Raw genomic sequence first — 19,053 nt, 5'->3', positions numbered from 1 at the left:
ATCCGGGACCCCACACCAAACTCCAATTTGGGATATCTTCTTCGACTCAACGTTTATCGAGAATAAGATACGATCATATCTCAACGCGCTCGTTGGCGAAAGCCATCTCCTCCACAAGCAGCTAGCGAAGACTTTATCTCAATGCGCACTCTTGCTCGCGCAAGACAAGCCGAATGCTCTTCCCCAATGCGACCGGCCGCAGATCTCGGTGGTACACGGCGGCCTCGACGTCCACGACCCGGACAACGCCACCACCCACGTCATCGCCACCGCAGCAATCGCCGCCTTCCTGTCGATCAAGGACGGTGAGTGGCGGCTAAGGAAAACCCCTTAACTCGCTGCCAATGAGACGACACTCTTTATCACAATGGCCACCCCCAGGCCGATCAGGGCCAGCATGGCAACCTGGCGCATGGTGTTCGCCGAACATGGCGGTGGGTAGCGTCGGCCCAGCCAGGTGGCCAGCCCCACGACCGGCGCCGCCCAGAACGCCAGGCGCCACACGTCCATCGTCAAGCCACCCTGGATAGCGACGAACAGGGTACGAACGCCGGACGTGATGGCGAAGCACAGGATCAGCAGCAGCCTGATGGTTTCCAGGGGCAGGGGCTGGCGATAGCAGTGATAGATGACGGGGGGGGCCCGGCACACCGAAGAGCCCGCCGCACAATCCCGTCAAGGCGCCGCTCAGGGTGAAGGTCCAAGCCGCCGAGACCCGTTCGCGGGGATGAGGGCGCAGGCCGATGCTGATCCCGCCGTAGAGCACCATGGTACCAAGCAGCAGGGTGAGCACGCCGGCAAAGGTGGCGTTCAACCACGACAGCGCCCAGACTCCCAGCCCGATGAAGGGAATGCCCCCCACCGCCAGCGCCGCCACCCGACGCTTGTCCAGGCGCCGCCACCCTCCGGGCAACGCCACGGCACTGTTGACCAGAGTCACCAGACTGACCACCGCCGCCAGCACCGGGACCGAGGCGATCCCGAGCCCGCCGGCGGCGCCCATCACGATCATGCCCAGGCCGAACCCCGACACCGTATGCAAGTAGCCGGCCACCGCCATGATCGCCAGCGTGGCCAACAGCACTCCGGGCTCAAGCCCTGCGGTCAAGGGGATCATGCGCCGTTCCTTCGGATGAAGATCACGACGCTCGGCGTAAAGAGGCGTTCTGTGCCTGAACGGCGGTCACGGCAATCACATTGACGATATCGTCGACGCTACAGCCCCGCGACAGATCGTTGGCCGGTCTGGCCAGTCCCTGCAGCAAGGGCCCGATGGCCATAGCGCCACCGATACGCTCGGCCAGTTTATAACCAATGTTGCCGGCCTCGAGATCGGGGAAGACCAGGACATTGGCATGGCCCTTGACCCGGGACTCGGGAAGCTTGCGCTCGGCAATCTCGGCGACGATGGCCGCATCGAGCTGCACGTCTTCATCGATGGCCAGCTCGGGATGCCGCGCCTTGACCTGGCGTGCCGCCTCGACCACCTTGTCGACCGATGCATGCTTGGCACTGCCACTGGTGGAAAATGACAGCATCGCGACCTGCGGCTCCTCGCCCAACAGGACCCGGGCGCTTTCCGCCGCCGCCATGGCAATCTGCGAGAGCTGCTCGGCATCCGGATCGATGACCAGGCCGCAATCGGAGAAGATCAGACCGCCTTTGAGGCTATGGAATGGCTGACACAGCATCATCAGGAAGAAGCTCGACACTAGTTGGCAACCGGGCGCCAGGCCGAGCAGTTGAATGGCCGTGCGTACCACATCGGCAGTCGTGTTCACCGCCCCTGCCACGCTGCCCTCGGCATGGCCCTCTCGCACCAGCATATTGGCGAAACAAAGCGGTTCGCACACCGCCACCTCGGCCTGCTCCCGGATCATCCCCTTCTTCTCGCGCAACGAGAACAGTGCCTCGGCCAGGCTCGCCTTGAGCGGCGAATCGGCCGGGTCGATCAGCTCTACAGCCGCCAGGCTGATGCCCAGTTCCCTCGCCTTTTCGGTCATGGCAGTGGCATTTCCCACCAGGAGAATCCTGGCGACCCCCTCCTCGGTCGCCTTGACGGCAGCCTGCAGGACACGATCGTCCAGCCCCTCGCAGAGCACAATGCGGCGCGGGTCGCGACGCGCTCGGTCGAGAATCCGATTCAAGGCTTTCATGTATGCTCTCCCGTCTCTGCCGCCGGAGCGCCGTTTCTGGTGTCGGCTGGCGACTCAATGAGGATACGACCGGGCTGGCGTACCAGCATCGTCAGCGGCCAAGATCGCTAGGTTCGTTCCCTACGCACCAACGCACTTCCCACATCCCTGTGGGTCGTCGAGCGCAGCAAGCAATCAGCCGTTGCTCAAACGTAGTCCTGATACTTCTCCAGCAGCCGCACCGGCTTCTTGAGTGCGTCTCGGCGGAAGGGGTCGCCCAGTTCGCGGGTACACATGATCTCGATGATGCAGGTCTTGCCTTCGTTCATCTGCATATCGACCGCCTTGGTGAGCGCCGGCCCCACGTCCTCGAGCCGATCTACGGTAATCCCTTCAGCACCCATCGCCCGGCCAATCTCGGCGAAGCTCTGATTGTCCAGCTCACCGGCCACGAAGCGACGATTGTAGAACTCCACCTGGTTCTTCTTCTCCGCCCCCCACTGGCGGTTGTGGAACACCACCGCGGTCACCGGAATGTCATGGCGCACCGCTGTCATCGTCTCCATCAGACTCATGCCCCAGGCACCGTCACCAGTGTAAGCGATCGCCGGACGCTCCGGTGCCGCCACCTTGGCGCCCATGATGGTGGGGAAGGCGTAGCCGCAGTTGCCGAAACTCATCGGCGCGAAGAAGCTGCGCGGCCTCTCGAAACGCAGATAGCTGTGCGCCACGGCATTGATGTTGCCGATATCGGTTGAGACCATCACGTCTTCCGGCATGGCCTTCTCGAGCTCACGCAGGACCTGACGCGGATGCAGGTACTCACCGCCGGAGAACGGGGTCTCGTTCTGAGCTTCGTCGATGGAGTCGAGACTGAATGGATCCTTCTCGTGCGCCCACTCGTCGAGCTCGCGCTCCCAGGCGTCTTTCTCGCTGGCGATCTGCTCGGCACGCTGCGCCTTGGTCGCATCGCAGGCCAGTTCACGGCTGCCCAGCCGTTGGGTGATCGCCACGGCGGCGTCCCTGGCATCGCCGCAGATACCCACGGCAATCTTTTTCACCAGGCCGAGCATCTTGTGGTCGGCGTCGATCTGAATGATCTTGGCGTCCTTCGGCCAATAGTCCAGACCGTGCTGAGGCAGGGTACCGAACGGCCCGAGTCGGGTACCCAGCGCCACCACGACATCGGCCTGGGCGATCAGCTTCATGCCGGCCTTGGAGCCCTGATAACCCAGCGGGCCGCACCATAGCGGATGACTGGCCGGGAAGGAGTCGTTGTGCTGATAGCTGTTGACCACAGGCGCGCCCAGCCGCTCGGCCAGTGCCTGGCAGGCCTCGACACCGTCGGCCATGACCACGCCGCCACCGGAAACGATCACCGGGAATCTGGCACTGGCCAGGAGCTCCGCCGCCTCGTCGAGGGTGCGGGTACCACCCGGGCCCCGATCGAGGCGCGACGGCTCGGGAATCTCGGCCTCGATCTCGCCATAGAAATAGTCGCGCGGAATATTGAGCTGGGTCGGTCCCATCTCCGACATCGCTCGGTCGAAACAACGGCCAGTATACTCGGCCATGCGTGACGGATGGGTCACATGCCCCTGGTACTTGGTGAATTCCTGGAACATGGGCAATTGCTGGCATTCCTGGAAACCACCCAGGCCAATGCCGGTGGTGCCCGCTTCCGGCGTGACGATCACTACCGGGCTATGCGCCCAATAGGCTGCCGCGATACCGGTCACGCAGTTGGAAATGCCAGGTCCATTCTGGCCAATTACCAGGCCATGACGTCCCGAAACTCGCGCATAGCCGTCCGCCATGTGCGCCGCGCCCTGCTCGTGAACCACCGGCACCAGTCGAATACCGGCCGGCGCGAAGATATCCATGGCATCCATGAACGCCGAGCCCATGATGCCGAACATGTCGGTCACCCCATTGGCCACCAGCGTTTCGACGAAGGCCTCCGAAGGCGTCATCTTCTGCTTTCCTTTCACCGCCTGGCGCGTATCTTGTGTGTCGTGGTCGCTCATGAAAGTCCTCCTCGGAAGCATTCTGGATGGTCCAGCCAGCCGAAAACCGGTTAGTGATATGAAAAGTTCCGATATATGAAACTTTTAAACAAAGTAGCGTCGCCGATGAACCTCGTCAACAAATATTCCATAAAACGATACAAATTGATCTCTTTATAGGAACAAGGTACCTTGGTATCAAAGGAGAGCTGACCATGACCACTCATCGAACCGATATGACTCGCCTCGAGGGCGATACGCCGGCACAGCGCTTGCTAGCCCTATTGGAAGTCATCGCGGGGAAAGACCAGTTTTTCACCCTGCAAGGAATGGTCGACGAAACCGGCCTGCCGAAGCCCACTCTGCATCGCATGCTCCAGCAGCTCGAATCTTCAGGCATGCTGCAGCGCGAAGCCGATGGCCGACATTACAGCAAGGGCGGCCGGTTGCGACGCTTGGCCGAGACGCTTCTGCTCAATGACACAATCCAGGGGGCTCGCCATGCCATATTGGCCGAGCTTGTCGAGGAAGTCGGCGAGAGCTGCAATATCACGGCGCTATCCGGTGGCGAAGTGCTGTACCTGGACCGGGTGGAAACCTCGGCGCCGCTGCGCTTCTATCTGCATCCCGGCTCCCGGGTGCCCGTCCACTGCTCCGCCAGTGGCAAATTGTTTCTGGCTCAGCTGGCCCCTGCCCAGCGCCGCCGACTGCTGAATCAGGTGCCCTTGAATGCCTTTACCGCCAATACCCTGACCGACCCCGAAGCACTGGAAGCCGAAATCGATATTGTGCGCCGCGAGGAATATGCCTTCGACGACGAGGAATTTCTTGCCGGCCTGTTATGCATCGCCGTACTGGTACCCAACCGGGATGGGCCCTCGAACACGGGACTGGCCATCCAGGCGCCGGTCATGCGCATGAGCCGCGACAAGGCACTCTCGTGTCTGCCCGCGCTGAGACGCGCCGCCGAGGCCATCGCCAACATCAACCAGGAGGCTTTGTCGGTGACCCCGGAACAGGGGGTGGTGGACGGCAACCCCTCCAGAGTGAACCGCTGAACGGCCGCTCGCGTCGGCTTGGGAAGGCGAACCTCTGGCCCGAAAGAAGAATTCGGCATATCCTCGGAGCCATGCACCAAGCCCTTACCAACCCAGGGAGATTTCAATGGCCAGCCCGTCCCCCACTGACGGCCCGAATGGACTGCTGGACTACTCGGTGGTCCACACGGATCGTGCGCTCAATCCCCTTTCGATCCCGTTCAAGCAAGTGATGAAGGACATTTCCGCCACCCTCAAGCGGGTGTACAGGGCGCAATCCGCCGCGATCGTGCCAGGCAGCGAAATATTCAGCATGGAAGCCGTGGCACGACAGTTCGGCACCGAGCGTCGCTGTCTGGTCGTTCGCACGGGGGATGCTAGCTACCGATGGAGCCAGATGCTGGATCAAGGGCGCATCCCGGCCGAGCGCAATGTTCGCAAGGCAGCGCGTCAGGATGAAAGCGACCCGAAGGGAGCTTTTGTACTGCCCGCGATCGAGGATATCGTCGAGACCATCCGTGACCAGCAGCCGGATATCGTCTTCGCTCCGCATGTCGACAGCTCCTCGGGCCTGATGCTGCCCGACGAGTACATGAGACAGATTGCCGAAGCGATACACCAGGAAAATGGCCTGTTCATTCTGGACAGCACGGCCTCCGGGGCCGCCTGGGTCGACATGCTGGAGATCGGCGTCGATGTACTGATTGCCAGCCCCCAGGGAGGCTGGAGCAGCACGCCCTGCTGCGGCATGGTCATGCTGTCCCGGCTAGCCCGCGAGATCATCGACGAGACCCGCAGCACCAGCTATGCCTGTGACCTGGGCAGGTGGCTGTCGATCATGGAAGGCTTCGAGTCGGATGAGCCCCACAACGAGGCTGCGACACTGCCAACCGACGGCTTGCGACAACTGCGCGATAACATGCGCGAAATCGAGGCCCATGGGGTCGACGAACTTCGCGAGAAGCAGATCGCCCTGGGCACCCAGGCCCATGACATTCTGGCAGAGCATGGGTTCAAGAGTATTGCGGCACGGGAATACCAGGCCCCCACCGTGGTGGTCAGCTACGCGGATCAACCGAGGCTTGTGGACACCTTTGCCGAAGCCGGCCTGCAGGTCAGCGACAGCGTTGCCCTGATGTGTGATGAAGGGGAAAGCTTCCGAAGCGTGCGCCTTGGCCTGTTCGGCCTGGATAAACTGCTGGATACCCAGGCTACACTCTCCTCCCTGCAAACCGCTCTCAGTCGAGTATCCGCCAGCGGTGCCCCGGCACCCGGCGAATGACCCTCGTCCACCCAAAAGCCACGGGCAACCCGAAGGTTGCCCGTTAGGTTTTCCGACCATTAACGGCCGTTACCACCCCCGCCCCGCAGGGGCGCGCCGCGATACCGGCGAATCAGCTCAGCAGCGTCAGGATAATGCGTTCACCGTAGCCCCACAGCAGCACCGTCATGCCGAGCAGCACCTCGAGGATCAGCACGCCGAAGCCCAGGGTCGTACTGGACACGACAAAGGCCTCATCTCGGCTGATGTTCAGAAAGGCCGGTATACCTAGGTAAAGCAGGTAGGCGGTGTAACACAGCCCGATGGTGCCGGCCAGCAGGCACAGCCAAATGAGGGGATATATCGCCACGACACCACTGAGGAACATCGGGGTGGCCACATAACCCGCGAAGACAATGCACTGGCTCTGTTTGGGTGGGTTGTGCGCATAGCGCTTGGCCATGTAACGAATGACCTTGCCGACCGCATAGACCGCCGCCAGCATCACCAGATAGAAGACGACACCGGCGCCCAAGGCGTCAAGATAGCCGAGCTGAATGGTAGTGCCACCGCCCAGACTCCACCCAACCTGGGTCGTGCCGATATAAGAGCAGACGACCGGCACGGCCGCCAGCAGCAGAACATGATGTTCGTAAAGGTGAGTGAGCGTTTCGCGCTCTTCCTTAATCTGCTTCCACTCGCGATTCGGATGAGCCATCAGGCCCCATACATGCGTCAGCATAGCTCTAGCTCCTGCCGGGGACAGGCCCGGGGCGGCCCGTCAATCCACTGCGTGACTGAAACACTCTCATTATAAGCATGAATCCGGCGAAAACGCTCCCCCGGATGCTTTGTTGGCAAGGGAAAAACCGATTCAGGTCAACGCCGTCAAGAGCGGTGGCCCGGAAGGCAGGCTGGCATCCACCGACATCATCAGACTCAATGCCGTGATGGTGATAATCGAAAAGGCAAAGACCCGCTTGGCCCAGCGTTCTTCATCACTGGCCCGATAACCTTGCATGGCCAGGTAGAGCCAGTAGATGCCCATGACCAGGGCCACGACAAAATACCCGGGACCAGCGTAGCCGGCCACGCTCAGCGCCAAAGAGGCCGGCACGAAGGCAAGGATGTAGCCGAGGATATAATGCTTGGCGGTGCGATTTCCCCTGACCACCGGCAGCACGGGAATCCTTGCCGCCAGATAATCCTCACGGCGAAAGATGGCGATGGCATAGGAATGCGGCATCTGCCATAAGCAGAAAATCACCAGCAGGGTCAAGGCCCCGGTATCGAAGTGTCCGGTCACCGCGCAATACCCCACCACGGGCGGCATGGCACCGGAGAGACTGCCCACCAGGGTGCCATACTCGGAATAGCGCTTCATGTAGAGGCTGTAGACCCCCACATAGATGACGAAGCCGAACACGGCCAACCCGAAGGTCACCCAGTTGGTGAAAAGCCCGAGCAGCGCAAAGCCCGCGACCCCGAGCAGGGTCGCGAAGCGAAGCGTTGCCGCTGGCGTGAGACGGCCCTGGACCAGCGGGCGGGACTGAGTGCGCTCCATCAGCGCATCGATATCACGGTCGATAACGTTGTTGAACGCACAGCCCGAGGCGATGACCAGTGCCAGACCAGCCACCGTGGCGATCAACAGCAGCGCATCGATATCACCGCGGGCGGCCAGGAAGAAGCCGCCCAGCACGGCGATCGTATTGCCCCCGATGATGCCGGGTTTGGTGATGGTCAGGTAGTCATTGCGCATAGGGGTCGCCGGCGTCAGCCGATCATCATGTTCTGATGCAGATTGAACATGATCCATACGGAACCTCCAATGACCAGCACCAGGATCGACACAGTGAAAACAAAGGACATGAAGTTCCAGCCCTCGTCGGCCTTGGTGTTCATATGCATGAACAGCACCAGCTGCACCAGCAGCTGAGCCACTGCCGTGGCCACAATGATGATCACCGTGGCACTGGTTCCCATGGCATCGGTCATGACGATGCCGAAGGGAATGATGGTCAGCACCAGTGACAGGATCAGCCCGATCACATAGGACTTGACGCTACCGTGGCTGTGTTCTTCGTGAGAGGCATGTCCGCTCATGTCAAAGGACTCCCATCAGGTAGACGAAGGAGAAAACGCAGATCCAGACGATGTCCAGAAAGTGCCAGAACAGGCTCAGGCACATAATCCGCGGGCGAGTCATGTCGGTCAGCCCCTTCTTCTGCAGCTGGATCAGCATGACGATGATCCAGACCAGGCCGAAGAAGACGTGCAGACCGTGAGTGCCCACCAGGGTGAAGAACGCCGACAGGAAGGCACTGCGATCCGGGCCATAGCCAAGATGAATCAGGTGCTGGAACTCGTAGATCTCGATCCCGATGAAGCCGGCACCCAACAGGAAGGTAATGGCCAGCCATTTCTTGACCTTGTCGACCTGGTCGGCGTTCATCGCCAGGACGGCCATGCCATAGGTGAAACTACTCACCAGCAGCATGAAGGTACTGATCAGGATGAGGTCGAGCTCGAAGATATCGGCACCGGTCGGGCCCCCGGCCGTGCCCCCGAGGAGCACGGCATAGGTGGCAAACAGTGATCCGAAGATCACCAGGTCGCTCATCAGATAGACCCAGAAACCGAAGATCTTGGTGCCCGCGGTATCGTGGTGATCATGCTCGTGGGCATGATCCTGGTGGTTGCTAAGGGTATCGGTAGCCATGATTACGCCTGCATCTCCACACGTTGTTGGTGCTCGCGCTCGATTCGCTCGACTTCAGCCGCCGGGACATAGTAGTCCACATCATCTCTGAAGACGCGCGCCATGAAGACCGCGAAGGTTGCCAGGCCACCGACAATAGCCAGCCACCAGATGTGCCACACCAAGGCGAAGCCGAAGACGGTCGCGAACAGGCCGATCAACGGACCTTCCCAGGTATCCTTGGGCATGTGGATGTCCTGATAGGGTGGCTTGGAACGAGGTGGCTTGCCGCCATTGGCCTGCTTCTTGTTCCAGAAGTCATCGATGTCGTTGACCTCGGGCTCATGAGCGAAGTTGTAGAACGGCGCCGGGGATGACGTGGACCACTCCAGCGTACGGCCGTCCCACGGATCGCCGGTGACGTCCGCGTTCTTCTTACGGTCGCGAATGCTGACCAGGAACTGGATTACCGTGCATGCGATACCGATCAGGATCAGCACGGCGCCGAACCAGGCAATAATCATCAGCGGCTGCCAGTCGCCATTCTCGTAGGACTGCATGCGACGCACAGCACCGAAGAAGCTCAGCACATAAAGCGGCATGAAGGCCACATAGAAGCCGACGATCCAGAACCAGAAGGAACGCTTGCCCCACTTCTCATCCAGCTTGAAGCCGAAGGCCTTGGGGAACCAGTACGTCAGACCCGCCAGCATGCCGAACACCACGCCGCCGATGATGACGTTGTGGAAGTGGGCGATGACGAACAGGCTGTTGTGCAACACAAAGTTGGCCGCCGGGACCGACAGCATCACCCCGGTCATGCCACCCAGGGTAAAGGTGATGATGAAGCCCAGCGTCCACAGCACCGGCGAGGTGAACTGGAGACGCCCGCGGTACATGGTGAACAGCCAGTTGAAGATCTTCACGCCCGTGGGTATGGCGATAATCATGGTCGCAATGCCGAAGAAGGCATTGACATTGGCCCCCGCCCCCATGGTGAAGAAGTGGTGCAGCCAGACGATGAACGACAGGAGGGTGATAGCCGCCGTCGCCCAGACCATGGTGGTATAACCAAACAGCCGCTTGCGCGCAAAGGTCGCAATGACCTCAGAGAAGACACCGAACGCCGGCAGGATGAGAATGTACACCTCAGGATGGCCCCAGGCCCAGATGAGGTTAACATACATCATCATGTTACCGCCGAAATCATTGGTAAAGAAGTGGAAACCAAAGTAACGGTCAAGCGTCAACAGCGCGATGGTCGCGGTCAGGATCGGGAAGGACGCGATGATAAGGATGTTCGCGCACAGCGACGTCCAAGTGAAGATCGGCATGCGGAACAGCTTCATGCCCTTGGTGCGCATCTTCAGGATGGTGACGAAGAAGTTGATACCGGTCAGCGTCGTACCAATACCCGATATCTGCAACGCCCATATCCAGTAATCGACGCCCACCCCTGGACTGTACTCTATGCCCGATAGTGGCGCATATGCCAGCCAACCCGTCTTGGCGAACTCACCCAGCAGCAGGGAGACGTTAACCAGCGCGACACCGGCCACAAACAGCCAGAAGCTGAGGTTGTTGAGGAACGGGAACGCCACATCCCGGGCACCAATCTGCAGCGGCACCACCAGATTCATCAGGCCGATGACCATGGGCATGGCGACAAAGAAGATCATGATAACGCCATGCGCGGTGAAGATCTGATCATAGTGGCTGGGCGGTAGATAACCTTCCGCCCCACCGGCCGCCATGGCCAACTGGGTCCGCATCATGATGGCGTCGGCAAAGCCGCGAACCAGCATGACCAGCGCCACCAGGAAGTACATGATGCCCAGTTTCTTGTGGTCAACGGACGTCAGCCACTCCGTCCACAGCCACTTCCACTTCTTGAAGTAGGTCAATGCGCCCACCACAACGGCACCGCCAATCGCAATGCCCATCGCGACCACCATGATGATGGGGTCGTGGAGCGGTATTGCATCGAATGAGAGTTTACCGAACATAATTTACTCCGCTGCCTCCGCGCTCATGGACTCGCCGTGAGACTCGGAATCATTGTGAGACTCGGAATCGTCGCCATGCCCTTCGCCATGATCGCTACCATGGCCATCGCCATGACCACCGCCATGTCCAAGGGTTTCTCTTACGCTGGCATCCACATAGGTCTCCATGTATTCAGCATGGTTGCCGCCAGCATGGAAGCTCTTAACCACCTGCTCATAGAGCGAGGGCGCCACGTTGGAGAAGTACTGAACATCGTCGTGCACACTGGGTGTGACCAGTTCGTAATACTCTTCGGGATATCCGAGTGAGTCGGGGGAGGTCTTGACGTCCTCCACCCAGGCCTCGAACTCGTCCTGAGTCCCGACATGCGCGTCGAAGGTCATGCCCGAGAAGCCTGCACCACTATAGTTGGTGGAGCGACCCGGATAGGTGCCGGTGTCATCGGCGACCAGGTGGACATCATTGTCCATGCCAGCCATGGCATAAATCTGACTGCCCAGTCGGGGGATGAAGAAGGAGTTCATCACCGAGCCCGATGTCACGCGGAAGCGCACCGGCGTGTCTACCGGGAAAGCCACTTCGTTGACGGTAGCAATCCCCTGCTCGGGGTAGACGAACAGCCACTTCCAATCCAGGGAAATCGCCTGGATTTCCATGGGCTCATGCTGGTCCTCGTCAGGCGCGATGGCCTTGTGAGGGTCAAGACTGTGCGAGGTGTACCAGGTCAGAACGGCCAGGAACAGAATGATGACACAGGGGATAAACCAGACGACCGCCTCAATCTTGTTGGAATGAGACCAGTCAGGCGAATAGGTCGCATCCTTGTTGCTGCGGCGATAACGCCAGGCAAACAGCAACGTCATGACGATCACAGGAATGACAACAATCTGCATGAGACCGAAAGCGGTCAGGATCAGGGTACGTTGCTCCTCCCCGATCTGCCCCTTGGGGTCCATCAGTGCCGAACTGCAGCCCGCCAACAGCACTGGCAGCGAAAGCAGCAGCAGGACACCGAGCATGCGCAGGGTGGGATTTCTTCTCATGTTTCAACCTCATCAGGGCTTGGCGGCGAACGCGTACCCGCTTGAGCTCAGCAGGCAATGCATGCGCCGAAGCGCTCTCCCGCGCGGGTCGCTGGCATGTACATACACATCTGACTCAACCGTCGTGGAGAGCGCTTCGGGCTCAATCACGGCCACTTCCCGGGTCGTCGACTCGCTGCGACATCGACGCACTCGGAAGAGAGTGCCGCTAGGCACATATTCTGATGGTCTGGGCGCGGAATGGGAAGGGGCTTATTGCGTCAGGATGTCGCACCCGTTCGCACCAGGGCATCGGCATCCTCGCTGATGACTTCGTCGATATCACCCAGATCGGCAAAGCGCGCCGGCCTGACAAGCCCATGCTTGCTGGAGTCGACCACCAGGATTCGCCGCTGCGCCGAGGCAATGGCTGCCTGCTTGGGGGCCACCTCGTGAAAATGAAAGCAGCTCAGCCCCCGCTGGGGATGCACCCCGGCCGCAGAGAGAAACGCCTTGTTGATGCCCAGTCGAGCGAGCGTGTCCACCATTTCGTCGCCTTCGAAGGAGCATGACGACGCCTGGTACAGGCCGCCCAGCAGCCAGAGGCGTACGCCGGACCGCTGGCTGACGGCCTCGGCCACGTTTAATGCATAAGTCACCACGGTCAGCGAGAGCTCGGTGGGTAGCTGAGTGGCCAGCGGCATCAGGGTGGTGCCGCAATCGATGAACAGCGTATCGCCCTCCTCAAGCATCGCCAATGCCCTGTCACAGAGCCGCTGCTTGCTCTCGGCATGACGATCATGCTGGACGGCGAGGTCATACGCGGAAGCATGCCGCGGGTCATCAGCGCGCATCAGGAGGCCACCCACCAGAACCAGGCCACTCTCGGCATTGGCCAGGTCGCGTCGCACCGTCATCTCCGAGACACCGCACAGCACGGCCGCCTCGGCCAGGCGCAAACTACCCCCTCGGGACAGCGAGGCTGTCAGGTACGCCAGGCGCGCTTCACTGCGTTCATTCACTCGCTGCTCTCCCGTTGACTGCTGCATAACTGCCCGACATGGACAGGCCCACCGGCCGGCTCGTTCACGCCCCGTTGAGGATCGGGGTTGCGGCCACGAATGTTAATAAAATAACATCCACGCGTTAATTTAATAACAGAGGCGTCAGGCCCCATCAAGTCCGGCGGGCTGCTCGCTATCCACCACGCTGTCCGTGATGAGCGTCCTTCCAACACCAGGCATCACACGACAACAATATTCAAGGTAATTCAATATGCTGCGCTCCACCGCCCTGACACGACTCGCCCCCCTGTCCGGTCTAGCCCTGACGGTCGCCGCTCTGCCGGCGGCTGCCGAGGAAGGCTCGGCAATGACACCGCTCTGGTCGTTCGGCAATGTCTCCGTCAACTATCTCGACTGGTCCAACGGCACCGAGAGCCGCACCTCGACCAATGCGGCCAAGGGTGATTTCTTCTACCTCGAGCTCGAGGGTGGCGTCGGCTTCGACTGGGGCGAATTCTACGGCTTCTACGACTTCGAGAACCCGCAGAATGACCAATCCGAAGAAGATGGACGCGATAACCGTCGCAGCGCGGCCAAGGTCACCTCGCATATTTACCTGGGAGATTCTCCGTTCTCGCTGTATTTCCATGTCTACGATTTTCGTGACTATGGGTTCGAGTCCAAGGAGCAGGATCGCATCGCCGGCTTCGGCTATCGTCATACCTTCGACAATGGCCTGTGGTTCAAGCCCTTCCTAGGCAAGGCCTGGGTGGAAAGCGACGACAACGCCTACAGTGGCCAGAACGGTTACATGCTCGGCTGGGTGCTCGGCTACGACTTCCAGGCCTATGGCCAGAACTTCAGCGTCAGCAACTGGCACGAGCAGACCTTCGACCGCGACGAGGAATATCTGCAGCAGAATTACGTCAACGGCCCGGCCGGCAGCACCGGCACCAACGGTGCAGTCAGCTTGTGGTGGCACCCGGTAGAGGAAATCACCACGGGTATTCAGTACCGTTACGCCAACGACAAGCTGGGCACGGCCGACGACTACCAGAACGCCATGATCTACACGCTGAAGTACAACTTCCTGTAAGCCGCCCGGTTGCACCTCCAGCCAAACGGCCATGAGGGCCCCCGGGCCCTCATGCCAACGACCACAAGGACATTGCCATGACCTTGATCATGAGTTTCGTCGGCATGGCGACGTTGATCGCCATCGCCTTGCTGTTCTCCGTCAACCGCCGTGCCATTCGCCTGCGCACCGTGGTCGGCGCCTTTGCCATCCAGGCCGGGCTGGGCGCCTTCGTGCTCTATGTGCCCTTCGGCCAGGCCGTGCTGGGCACGGTCTCCGATGCCGTCAGTCAGGTCGTGACCTATGCCAACGACGGCATCGACTTCCTGTTCGGCAACCTGGCCAAACCGGATGAAGTCGGCTTCGTCTTTGCCTTCAAGGTGCTGCCGGTCATCATCTTCTTCTCCTCGCTGACCGCGGTTCTCTACCACCTCGGCATCATGCAGTGGATCATCCGCATCCTCGGCGGTGCTCTGCAGAAAGCCCTGGGCACCTCGCGCACCGAGTCGCTGTCGGCCACGGCCAACATCTTTGTCGGTCAGACGGAAGCGCCGCTGGTGGTTCGCCCCTTCATCAATCGCATGACCAAGTCACAGCTGTTCGCCGTGATGTGCGGTGGCCTGGCTTCGGTCGCGGGGTCGGTACTGGCCGGCTATGCCGCCCTGGGTATTCCCATGGAGTACCTGGTGGCCGCCTCCTTCATGGCCGCACCGGGCGGGCTGTTGTTCGCCAAGCTTCTCGTGCCCGAGACCGAGCCCCCCAACGACAGCGTATCCACGGCCGAGGAAGAGCTCGAGGCCGAGGACAAGCCCAGCAATGTGCTTGACGCCGCGGCGTCCGGGGCGTCATCTGGCCTGCGCCTGGCCGCCAATGTGGGCGCCATGCTGCTGGCCTTCATCGGCCTGATCGCTCTCGTCAACGGCATTCTCGGCGGCGTCGGCGGTTGGTTCGGCATGGAAAGCCTGAGCCTCGAGCAGATCCTCGGTTGGCTGTTCGCGCCGCTGGCCTTCCTGCTAGGCATTCCCTGGTCCGAGGCCACCCTGGCCGGCTCCTTCATCGGCCAGAAACTGGTGGTCAACGAGTTCGTCGCCTATATCAACCTGGCGCCCTACATCAGTGGCGAAGAAGTCGTCGCCGCCACCGGCGAGGCCATGAGCACGCACACCAAGGCGGTGCTGTCCTTTGCCCTGTGCGGTTTTGCCAACCTGTCTTCGATTGCCATCCTGCTGGGTGGCCTGGGCAGCATCGCCCCCAGCCGTCGACACGAGATTGCGCAGTTTGGCATCCGGGCCGTACTGGCAGGTACGCTGTCCAACCTGATGTCGGCGACCATCGCCGGCTTCTTCATCGCCCTGGGCGCATGAGCCATGACCAAAGGGGGCCCCGGGCCCCCTTTCGCGTCCCAGGCGCAACCATCCCGCTGCCATTGCATGGAGCCTTTTGGGTTCCGCTCCCACGCTTTCAAGAGAGCACGCCATGAACGACCTAACACGGATTGCCCGTCAGGCGCTGACCCTAATGGATCTGACGAGCTTGAACGACGACGACACTGACGCGCGCATCGAGGCACTGTGTCAACGCGCCAAGACACCGGTCGGCAACCCGGCGGCTGTCTGCGTCTATCCACGCTTCATCGTCCCCGCCCGCCGCGCGCTCACCGCGCATCGTCTGAACGACACCATCAAGATCGCCACGGTCACCAACTTCCCCGAGGGTGGCAGTGACATCATGGCCGCCGCCCGCGAAACACGCGAAGCCGTGGCATCAGGTGCCGATGAAGTCGATGTGGTCTTTCCCTACCGTACCCTGCAGCAGGGCGACGAAGACACCGGCCGCGAGCTGGTCGAGATGTGCAAGGCCGCTGCGGGCGACAAGACGCTCAAGGTCATTCTGGAAACCGGCGAGCTGGCCGATGCGGCCCTGATTCGTCGTGCCTCGGAACTGGCCATCCATGGCGGTGCCGACTTCCTCAAGACCTCCACCGGCAAAGTGTCGGTCAATGCCACCCTGGAAGCCGCCGAAGTCATGCTCGAAGTCATTCGTGACCATGGCGGCGAAGTCGGCTTCAAGGCCGCCGGTGGCGTACGCACCGCCGAGGATGCCCAGGCATACATCCAACTGGCCGAACGCATCATGGGCGCCAACTGGGTCAGCCCGCAGCACTTCCGCTTCGGCGCCTCCGGCCTGCTCGACAACCTGCTCGAAACCATCGGCGTGGTCGGCGGTATCGACATGGAAGGCCTGGATGATGACGAGGAGGTCGATTACTGATGCTGCCCCAGGAAGCCATTCGCGCCAAACGCGATGGCCAGGTCCTGGATGCCGCGACCATCAATGAACTGATCGGCGGCATCCGTGATGGTCGCCTCAGTGATGCCCAGGTCGGCGCACTGGCCATGGCCATCTTCCTGAATGACATGAACGCCACCGAGACCGTTGCGTTAACCGAGGCCGTGCGCGACTCCGGCGACGTGCTGGACTGGTCGGCACTCGGCCTGCCCGGCCCGGTCATCGACAAGCATTCCACCGGCGGCGTGGGCGACGTGGTCTCGCTGATCCTCGGCCCCTGGATCGCCGCCTGCGGTGGCCATGTGCCGATGATTTCCGGCCGCGGCCTCGGCCACACCGGCGGCACCCTGGACAAGCTGGAGTCCATCCCCGGCTATAGCGTCTCGCCGGATACCGCCACCTTCCGGCAACTGGTCAAGGAAGTCGGCGTGGCCATCATCGGCCAGACCGCCGATCTGGCGCCGGCCGACAAGCGCCTCTACGCGGTGCGCGATGTCACCGCCACCGTGGAGTCGCTGCCGCTGATCGTGTCGTCCATCCTGGGCAAGAAACTGGCCTGCGGCCTCGATGGCCTGGTCATGGACGTCAAGGTTGGCAGTGGCGCCTTTATGCCCACCGAGGAAGCGTCCCGGCAGCTCGCCGAGACCATTGCCGAGGTCGCCAGCCGCGCCGGCACCTCGACCACGGCCGTGCTCACCGACATGAGTCAGCCGCTGGCCCCGTGCGCGGGCAATGCCCTGGAAGTGCGCGAAGCCCTGGCCGTGCTCAGCGGCGAGCGCCGCACCGGCCGGCTGCTCGAGGTGACCCGTCACCTGGCCATCGAGATGCTGATGGCTGGCGGCCTGGCCCAGGATCAGGCGAGTGCCGAGCAACAACTCGAGCGGGCCCTGAGCTCCGGCGACGCCGCCGAGCGCTTCGGCCTTATGGTGGCCGGCCTGGGTGGGCCGACGGATTTCGTCAGCGCGCCGGACCAGTACCTGCCGACGGCACCGATAATCCGCCCGGTCCTGGCACCGCACAGCGGCTACCTGCGCGCCATGGATACCCGCGCCCTGGGCATGGCAGTGGTCGAACTGGGCGGCGGACGACGTTCCCCCGACGACGCCATCGACCATGCCGTGGGCCTGGCCGATATCGCCGAGCTGGGCACCCGCCTGGAAGCCGGTCAGCCGCTCGCCACCCTGCATGCCCGTCGCCAGGAGGACGCCGAGCGTGCCGAGCGCCAGCTGCTCGACGCCATCGAACTCGGTGAGGCCACCGCTTCACCGATCCTGATTCACGACACCATTCGCCGGGAGGCCCCATGACACGTGCTATCGTGCTCGTCCTCGATTCCTTCGGCATCGGCGCCGCGCCTGACGCCGAGCAATTCGGCGATGCCGGCGCCGACACCCTGGGCCATATCGCCCGCGAATGCGCCGCCTCGACACACCGAGGTGCACTGCAGCTCCCCAACCTGGCCGGGCTCGGCCTGCTCCACGCCCACCACGAGAGCACCGGCCACTGGGCGCAGGGCATGACGCCACCGACGAGCGTGAGCGGCGCCTACGGCCATGCCCGCGAGGTATCCTCCGGCAAGGATACGCCCTCGGGACACTGGGAAATCGCCGGTGTGCCGGTGCGTTTCGACTGGGGCTACTTCAGCGACCCCGACAACAGCTTCCCCGCCGAACTGCTTGACGCCCTGATCAGTGAGGCCGAGCTGCCCGGCGTGATCGGCAACTGCCATGCCTCGGGCACCGAGATCATCGCCCGACTCGGCGAGGAGCATGTGCGCAGCGGCCAACCGATCGTCTATACCTCGGCCGACTCGGTCTTCCAGATCGCCGCCCATGAGGACAGCTTCGGCCTTGAGCGCCTCTACCGCCTGTGCGAGACCGCCCGTCGCCTGCTCGAGCCCTACAACATCGGCCGCGTCATCGCCCGCCCCTTCAACGGCGAGGATGCCGCCACGTTCGCGCGCACCGCCAATCGCCGCGACTACAGCGTCGAGCCGCCCTCGCCCACCGTGCTGCAGCGACTCTGCCAGGCCGACGGCCGGGTCACCGCCATCGGCAAGATCGCCGATATCTATGCCCACTGCGGCATTTCGCGCAGCATCAAGGCCAGTGGCCACGATGCCCTGTTCGACGCCACCCTCGACGCCATGGCCGAGGATGGCGAGCGCAGCCTGATCATGACCAACTTCGTCGATTTCGACATGGTCTACGGCCACCGTCGCGACGTCGACGGCTATGCCGCCGCCCTCGAGCACTTCGATGCGCGCCTGCCGGAAGTGCTGGCCCGACTCCGCGACGACGACCTGCTGATCCTGACCGCCGATCATGGCTGTGACCCCACCTGGCACGGCAGCGACCATACCCGCGAGCACATCCCGATTCTCGCCCTGGGCGGCGGCCTTTCCGCCGGTTCCCTGGGCGCGCGCACCAGCTTCGCCGATATCGGCCAGAGCCTGGCCGACTACTTCGACCTGGCGCCGATGGACGACGGCGAGACCTTTCTGACGGAGAACTGAC

The 19,053-nt window shown here is 61.9% G+C and carries 18 protein-coding genes; 8 read left to right on the top strand and 10 right to left on the bottom strand.

The window, feature by feature from the left end; genetic code table 11:
- The first annotated feature begins 151 nt into the window (after positions 1-151).
- On the top strand, positions 152-334 hold the full coding sequence (locus QWY74_RS01835) for a hypothetical protein (RefSeq protein WP_290313657.1): 183 nt from the start codon (positions 152-154) through the stop codon (positions 332-334).
- On the opposite strand, the gene QWY74_RS01830 is transcribed toward QWY74_RS01835, so the two are convergent.
- The 3 genes from QWY74_RS01830 to xsc form a co-directional block, all read right to left on the bottom strand.
- Complete coding sequence (locus QWY74_RS01830) at positions 317-1,117, bottom strand: sulfite exporter TauE/SafE family protein (RefSeq protein ID WP_264823786.1); 801 nt, start codon at positions 1,115-1,117, stop codon at positions 317-319. The two genes, QWY74_RS01835 and QWY74_RS01830, sit on opposite strands and share 18 nt — an antisense overlap.
- A gap of 22 nt (positions 1,118-1,139) precedes the next feature.
- Positions 1,140-2,156: a phosphate acetyltransferase gene (gene pta / locus QWY74_RS01825; protein ID WP_264823787.1), complete on the bottom strand. Its 1,017-nt coding sequence runs from the start codon at positions 2,154-2,156 to the stop codon at positions 1,140-1,142.
- A gap of 185 nt (positions 2,157-2,341) precedes the next feature.
- Positions 2,342-4,162 (bottom strand): sulfoacetaldehyde acetyltransferase, encoded by a 1,821-nt coding sequence (xsc, locus tag QWY74_RS01820; RefSeq protein ID WP_264823788.1) that lies wholly within the window; start codon positions 4,160-4,162, stop codon positions 2,342-2,344.
- A gap of 194 nt (positions 4,163-4,356) precedes the next feature.
- Here xsc and QWY74_RS01815 point away from each other — a divergent pair, with 194 nt between their 5' ends.
- Complete coding sequence (locus QWY74_RS01815; protein WP_264823789.1) at positions 4,357-5,199, top strand: IclR family transcriptional regulator; 843 nt, start codon at positions 4,357-4,359, stop codon at positions 5,197-5,199.
- A gap of 106 nt (positions 5,200-5,305) precedes the next feature.
- Positions 5,306-6,460 (top strand): pyridoxal-phosphate-dependent aminotransferase family protein, encoded by a 1,155-nt coding sequence (locus QWY74_RS01810; protein WP_290313656.1) that lies wholly within the window; start codon positions 5,306-5,308, stop codon positions 6,458-6,460.
- A gap of 112 nt (positions 6,461-6,572) precedes the next feature.
- Here QWY74_RS01810 and QWY74_RS01805 read toward each other — a convergent pair whose 3' ends face one another.
- The 7 genes from QWY74_RS01805 to QWY74_RS01775 all read right to left on the bottom strand — a co-directional run bounded on the left by QWY74_RS01805 (position 6,573) and on the right by QWY74_RS01775 (position 13,191).
- Positions 6,573-7,181 carry a Yip1 family protein gene (locus QWY74_RS01805; RefSeq protein ID WP_264823791.1) on the bottom strand — a complete coding sequence of 203 codons (609 nt, stop codon included), beginning with the start codon at positions 7,179-7,181 and terminating at the stop codon, positions 6,573-6,575.
- Positions 7,182-7,313: 132 nt separating this feature from the next.
- Positions 7,314-8,258, bottom strand: a complete 945-nt coding sequence (gene cyoE, locus QWY74_RS01800; protein ID WP_290313655.1) for a heme o synthase — start codon at positions 8,256-8,258, stop codon at positions 7,314-7,316.
- Entirely contained in the window at positions 8,216-8,545 is a 330-nt protein-coding gene (gene cyoD / locus QWY74_RS01795) for a cytochrome o ubiquinol oxidase subunit IV (protein ID WP_264823793.1), read from the bottom strand. Before cyoD ends, cyoE begins: the two co-directional genes overlap by 43 nt.
- Position 8,546: 1 nt before the next feature.
- Complete coding sequence (gene cyoC, locus QWY74_RS01790; RefSeq protein WP_264823794.1) at positions 8,547-9,161, bottom strand: cytochrome o ubiquinol oxidase subunit III; 615 nt, start codon at positions 9,159-9,161, stop codon at positions 8,547-8,549.
- Positions 9,162-9,163: 2 nt separating this feature from the next.
- Positions 9,164-11,146, bottom strand: coding sequence for a cytochrome o ubiquinol oxidase subunit I (gene cyoB, locus QWY74_RS01785; protein ID WP_264823795.1), 1,983 nt, complete (start codon positions 11,144-11,146; stop codon positions 9,164-9,166).
- Between the two features lie 3 nt (positions 11,147-11,149).
- Entirely contained in the window at positions 11,150-12,190 is a 1,041-nt protein-coding gene (gene cyoA, locus QWY74_RS01780) for a ubiquinol oxidase subunit II (RefSeq protein WP_264823796.1), read from the bottom strand.
- A 260-nt stretch (positions 12,191-12,450) separates the two neighbouring features.
- Positions 12,451-13,191, bottom strand: a complete 741-nt coding sequence (locus QWY74_RS01775; protein ID WP_264823797.1) for a DeoR/GlpR family DNA-binding transcription regulator — start codon at positions 13,189-13,191, stop codon at positions 12,451-12,453.
- A 253-nt stretch (positions 13,192-13,444) separates the two neighbouring features.
- Between QWY74_RS01775 and QWY74_RS01770 the strand changes: the two genes are divergently transcribed.
- From QWY74_RS01770 to QWY74_RS01750, 5 genes are all read left to right on the top strand, one after another.
- On the top strand, positions 13,445-14,269 hold the full coding sequence (locus QWY74_RS01770; protein ID WP_290313654.1) for an outer membrane protein OmpK: 825 nt from the start codon (positions 13,445-13,447) through the stop codon (positions 14,267-14,269).
- Positions 14,270-14,346: 77 nt separating this feature from the next.
- Entirely contained in the window at positions 14,347-15,612 is a 1,266-nt protein-coding gene (locus tag QWY74_RS01765) for a NupC/NupG family nucleoside CNT transporter (protein WP_264823799.1), read from the top strand.
- A gap of 112 nt (positions 15,613-15,724) precedes the next feature.
- On the top strand, positions 15,725-16,519 hold the full coding sequence (gene deoC / locus QWY74_RS01760) for a deoxyribose-phosphate aldolase (protein WP_290313653.1): 795 nt from the start codon (positions 15,725-15,727) through the stop codon (positions 16,517-16,519).
- Complete coding sequence (gene deoA / locus QWY74_RS01755) at positions 16,519-17,844, top strand: thymidine phosphorylase (RefSeq protein ID WP_290313652.1); 1,326 nt, start codon at positions 16,519-16,521, stop codon at positions 17,842-17,844. The genes deoC and deoA overlap by 1 nt, the downstream gene beginning before the upstream one ends.
- The gene (locus QWY74_RS01750) at positions 17,841-19,052 is read left to right on the top strand and encodes a phosphopentomutase (protein WP_290313651.1); all 1,212 of its coding nucleotides are present in this window, start codon (positions 17,841-17,843) and stop codon (positions 19,050-19,052) included. Before deoA ends, QWY74_RS01750 begins: the two co-directional genes overlap by 4 nt.
- Position 19,053 lies beyond the last annotated feature (1 nt).

The organism is Halomonas almeriensis (assembly GCF_030409235.1).
Lineage (GTDB): Bacteria > Pseudomonadota > Gammaproteobacteria > Pseudomonadales > Halomonadaceae > Halomonas > Halomonas almeriensis.
The sequence above is the reverse complement of the archived record's forward strand: the minus strand, read 5'-3'. Positions and strand labels throughout refer to the sequence as shown.

Coding starts and splice junctions, on each gene's coding strand:
- QWY74_RS01830 (WP_264823786.1), bottom strand. CDS start 1,117: ATGATCCCCTTGACCGCAGGGCTTGAGCCCGGAGTGCTGTTGGCCACG.
- pta (WP_264823787.1), bottom strand. CDS start 2,156: ATGAAAGCCTTGAATCGGATTCTCGACCGAGCGCGTCGCGACCCGCGC.
- xsc (WP_264823788.1), bottom strand. CDS start 4,162: ATGAGCGACCACGACACACAAGATACGCGCCAGGCGGTGAAAGGAAAG.
- QWY74_RS01815 (WP_264823789.1), top strand. CDS start 4,357: ATGACCACTCATCGAACCGATATGACTCGCCTCGAGGGCGATACGCCG.
- QWY74_RS01810 (WP_290313656.1), top strand. CDS start 5,306: ATGGCCAGCCCGTCCCCCACTGACGGCCCGAATGGACTGCTGGACTAC.
- QWY74_RS01805 (WP_264823791.1), bottom strand. CDS start 7,181: ATGCTGACGCATGTATGGGGCCTGATGGCTCATCCGAATCGCGAGTGG.
- cyoE (WP_290313655.1), bottom strand. CDS start 8,258: ATGGATCATGTTCAATCTGCATCAGAACATGATGATCGGCTGACGCCG.
- cyoD (WP_264823793.1), bottom strand. CDS start 8,545: ATGAGCGGACATGCCTCTCACGAAGAACACAGCCACGGTAGCGTCAAG.
- cyoC (WP_264823794.1), bottom strand. CDS start 9,161: ATGGCTACCGATACCCTTAGCAACCACCAGGATCATGCCCACGAGCAT.
- cyoB (WP_264823795.1), bottom strand. CDS start 11,146: ATGTTCGGTAAACTCTCATTCGATGCAATACCGCTCCACGACCCCATC.
- cyoA (WP_264823796.1), bottom strand. CDS start 12,190: ATGAGAAGAAATCCCACCCTGCGCATGCTCGGTGTCCTGCTGCTGCTT.
- QWY74_RS01770 (WP_290313654.1), top strand. CDS start 13,445: ATGCTGCGCTCCACCGCCCTGACACGACTCGCCCCCCTGTCCGGTCTA.
- QWY74_RS01765 (WP_264823799.1), top strand. CDS start 14,347: ATGACCTTGATCATGAGTTTCGTCGGCATGGCGACGTTGATCGCCATC.
- deoC (WP_290313653.1), top strand. CDS start 15,725: ATGAACGACCTAACACGGATTGCCCGTCAGGCGCTGACCCTAATGGAT.
- deoA (WP_290313652.1), top strand. CDS start 16,519: ATGCTGCCCCAGGAAGCCATTCGCGCCAAACGCGATGGCCAGGTCCTG.
- QWY74_RS01750 (WP_290313651.1), top strand. CDS start 17,841: ATGACACGTGCTATCGTGCTCGTCCTCGATTCCTTCGGCATCGGCGCC.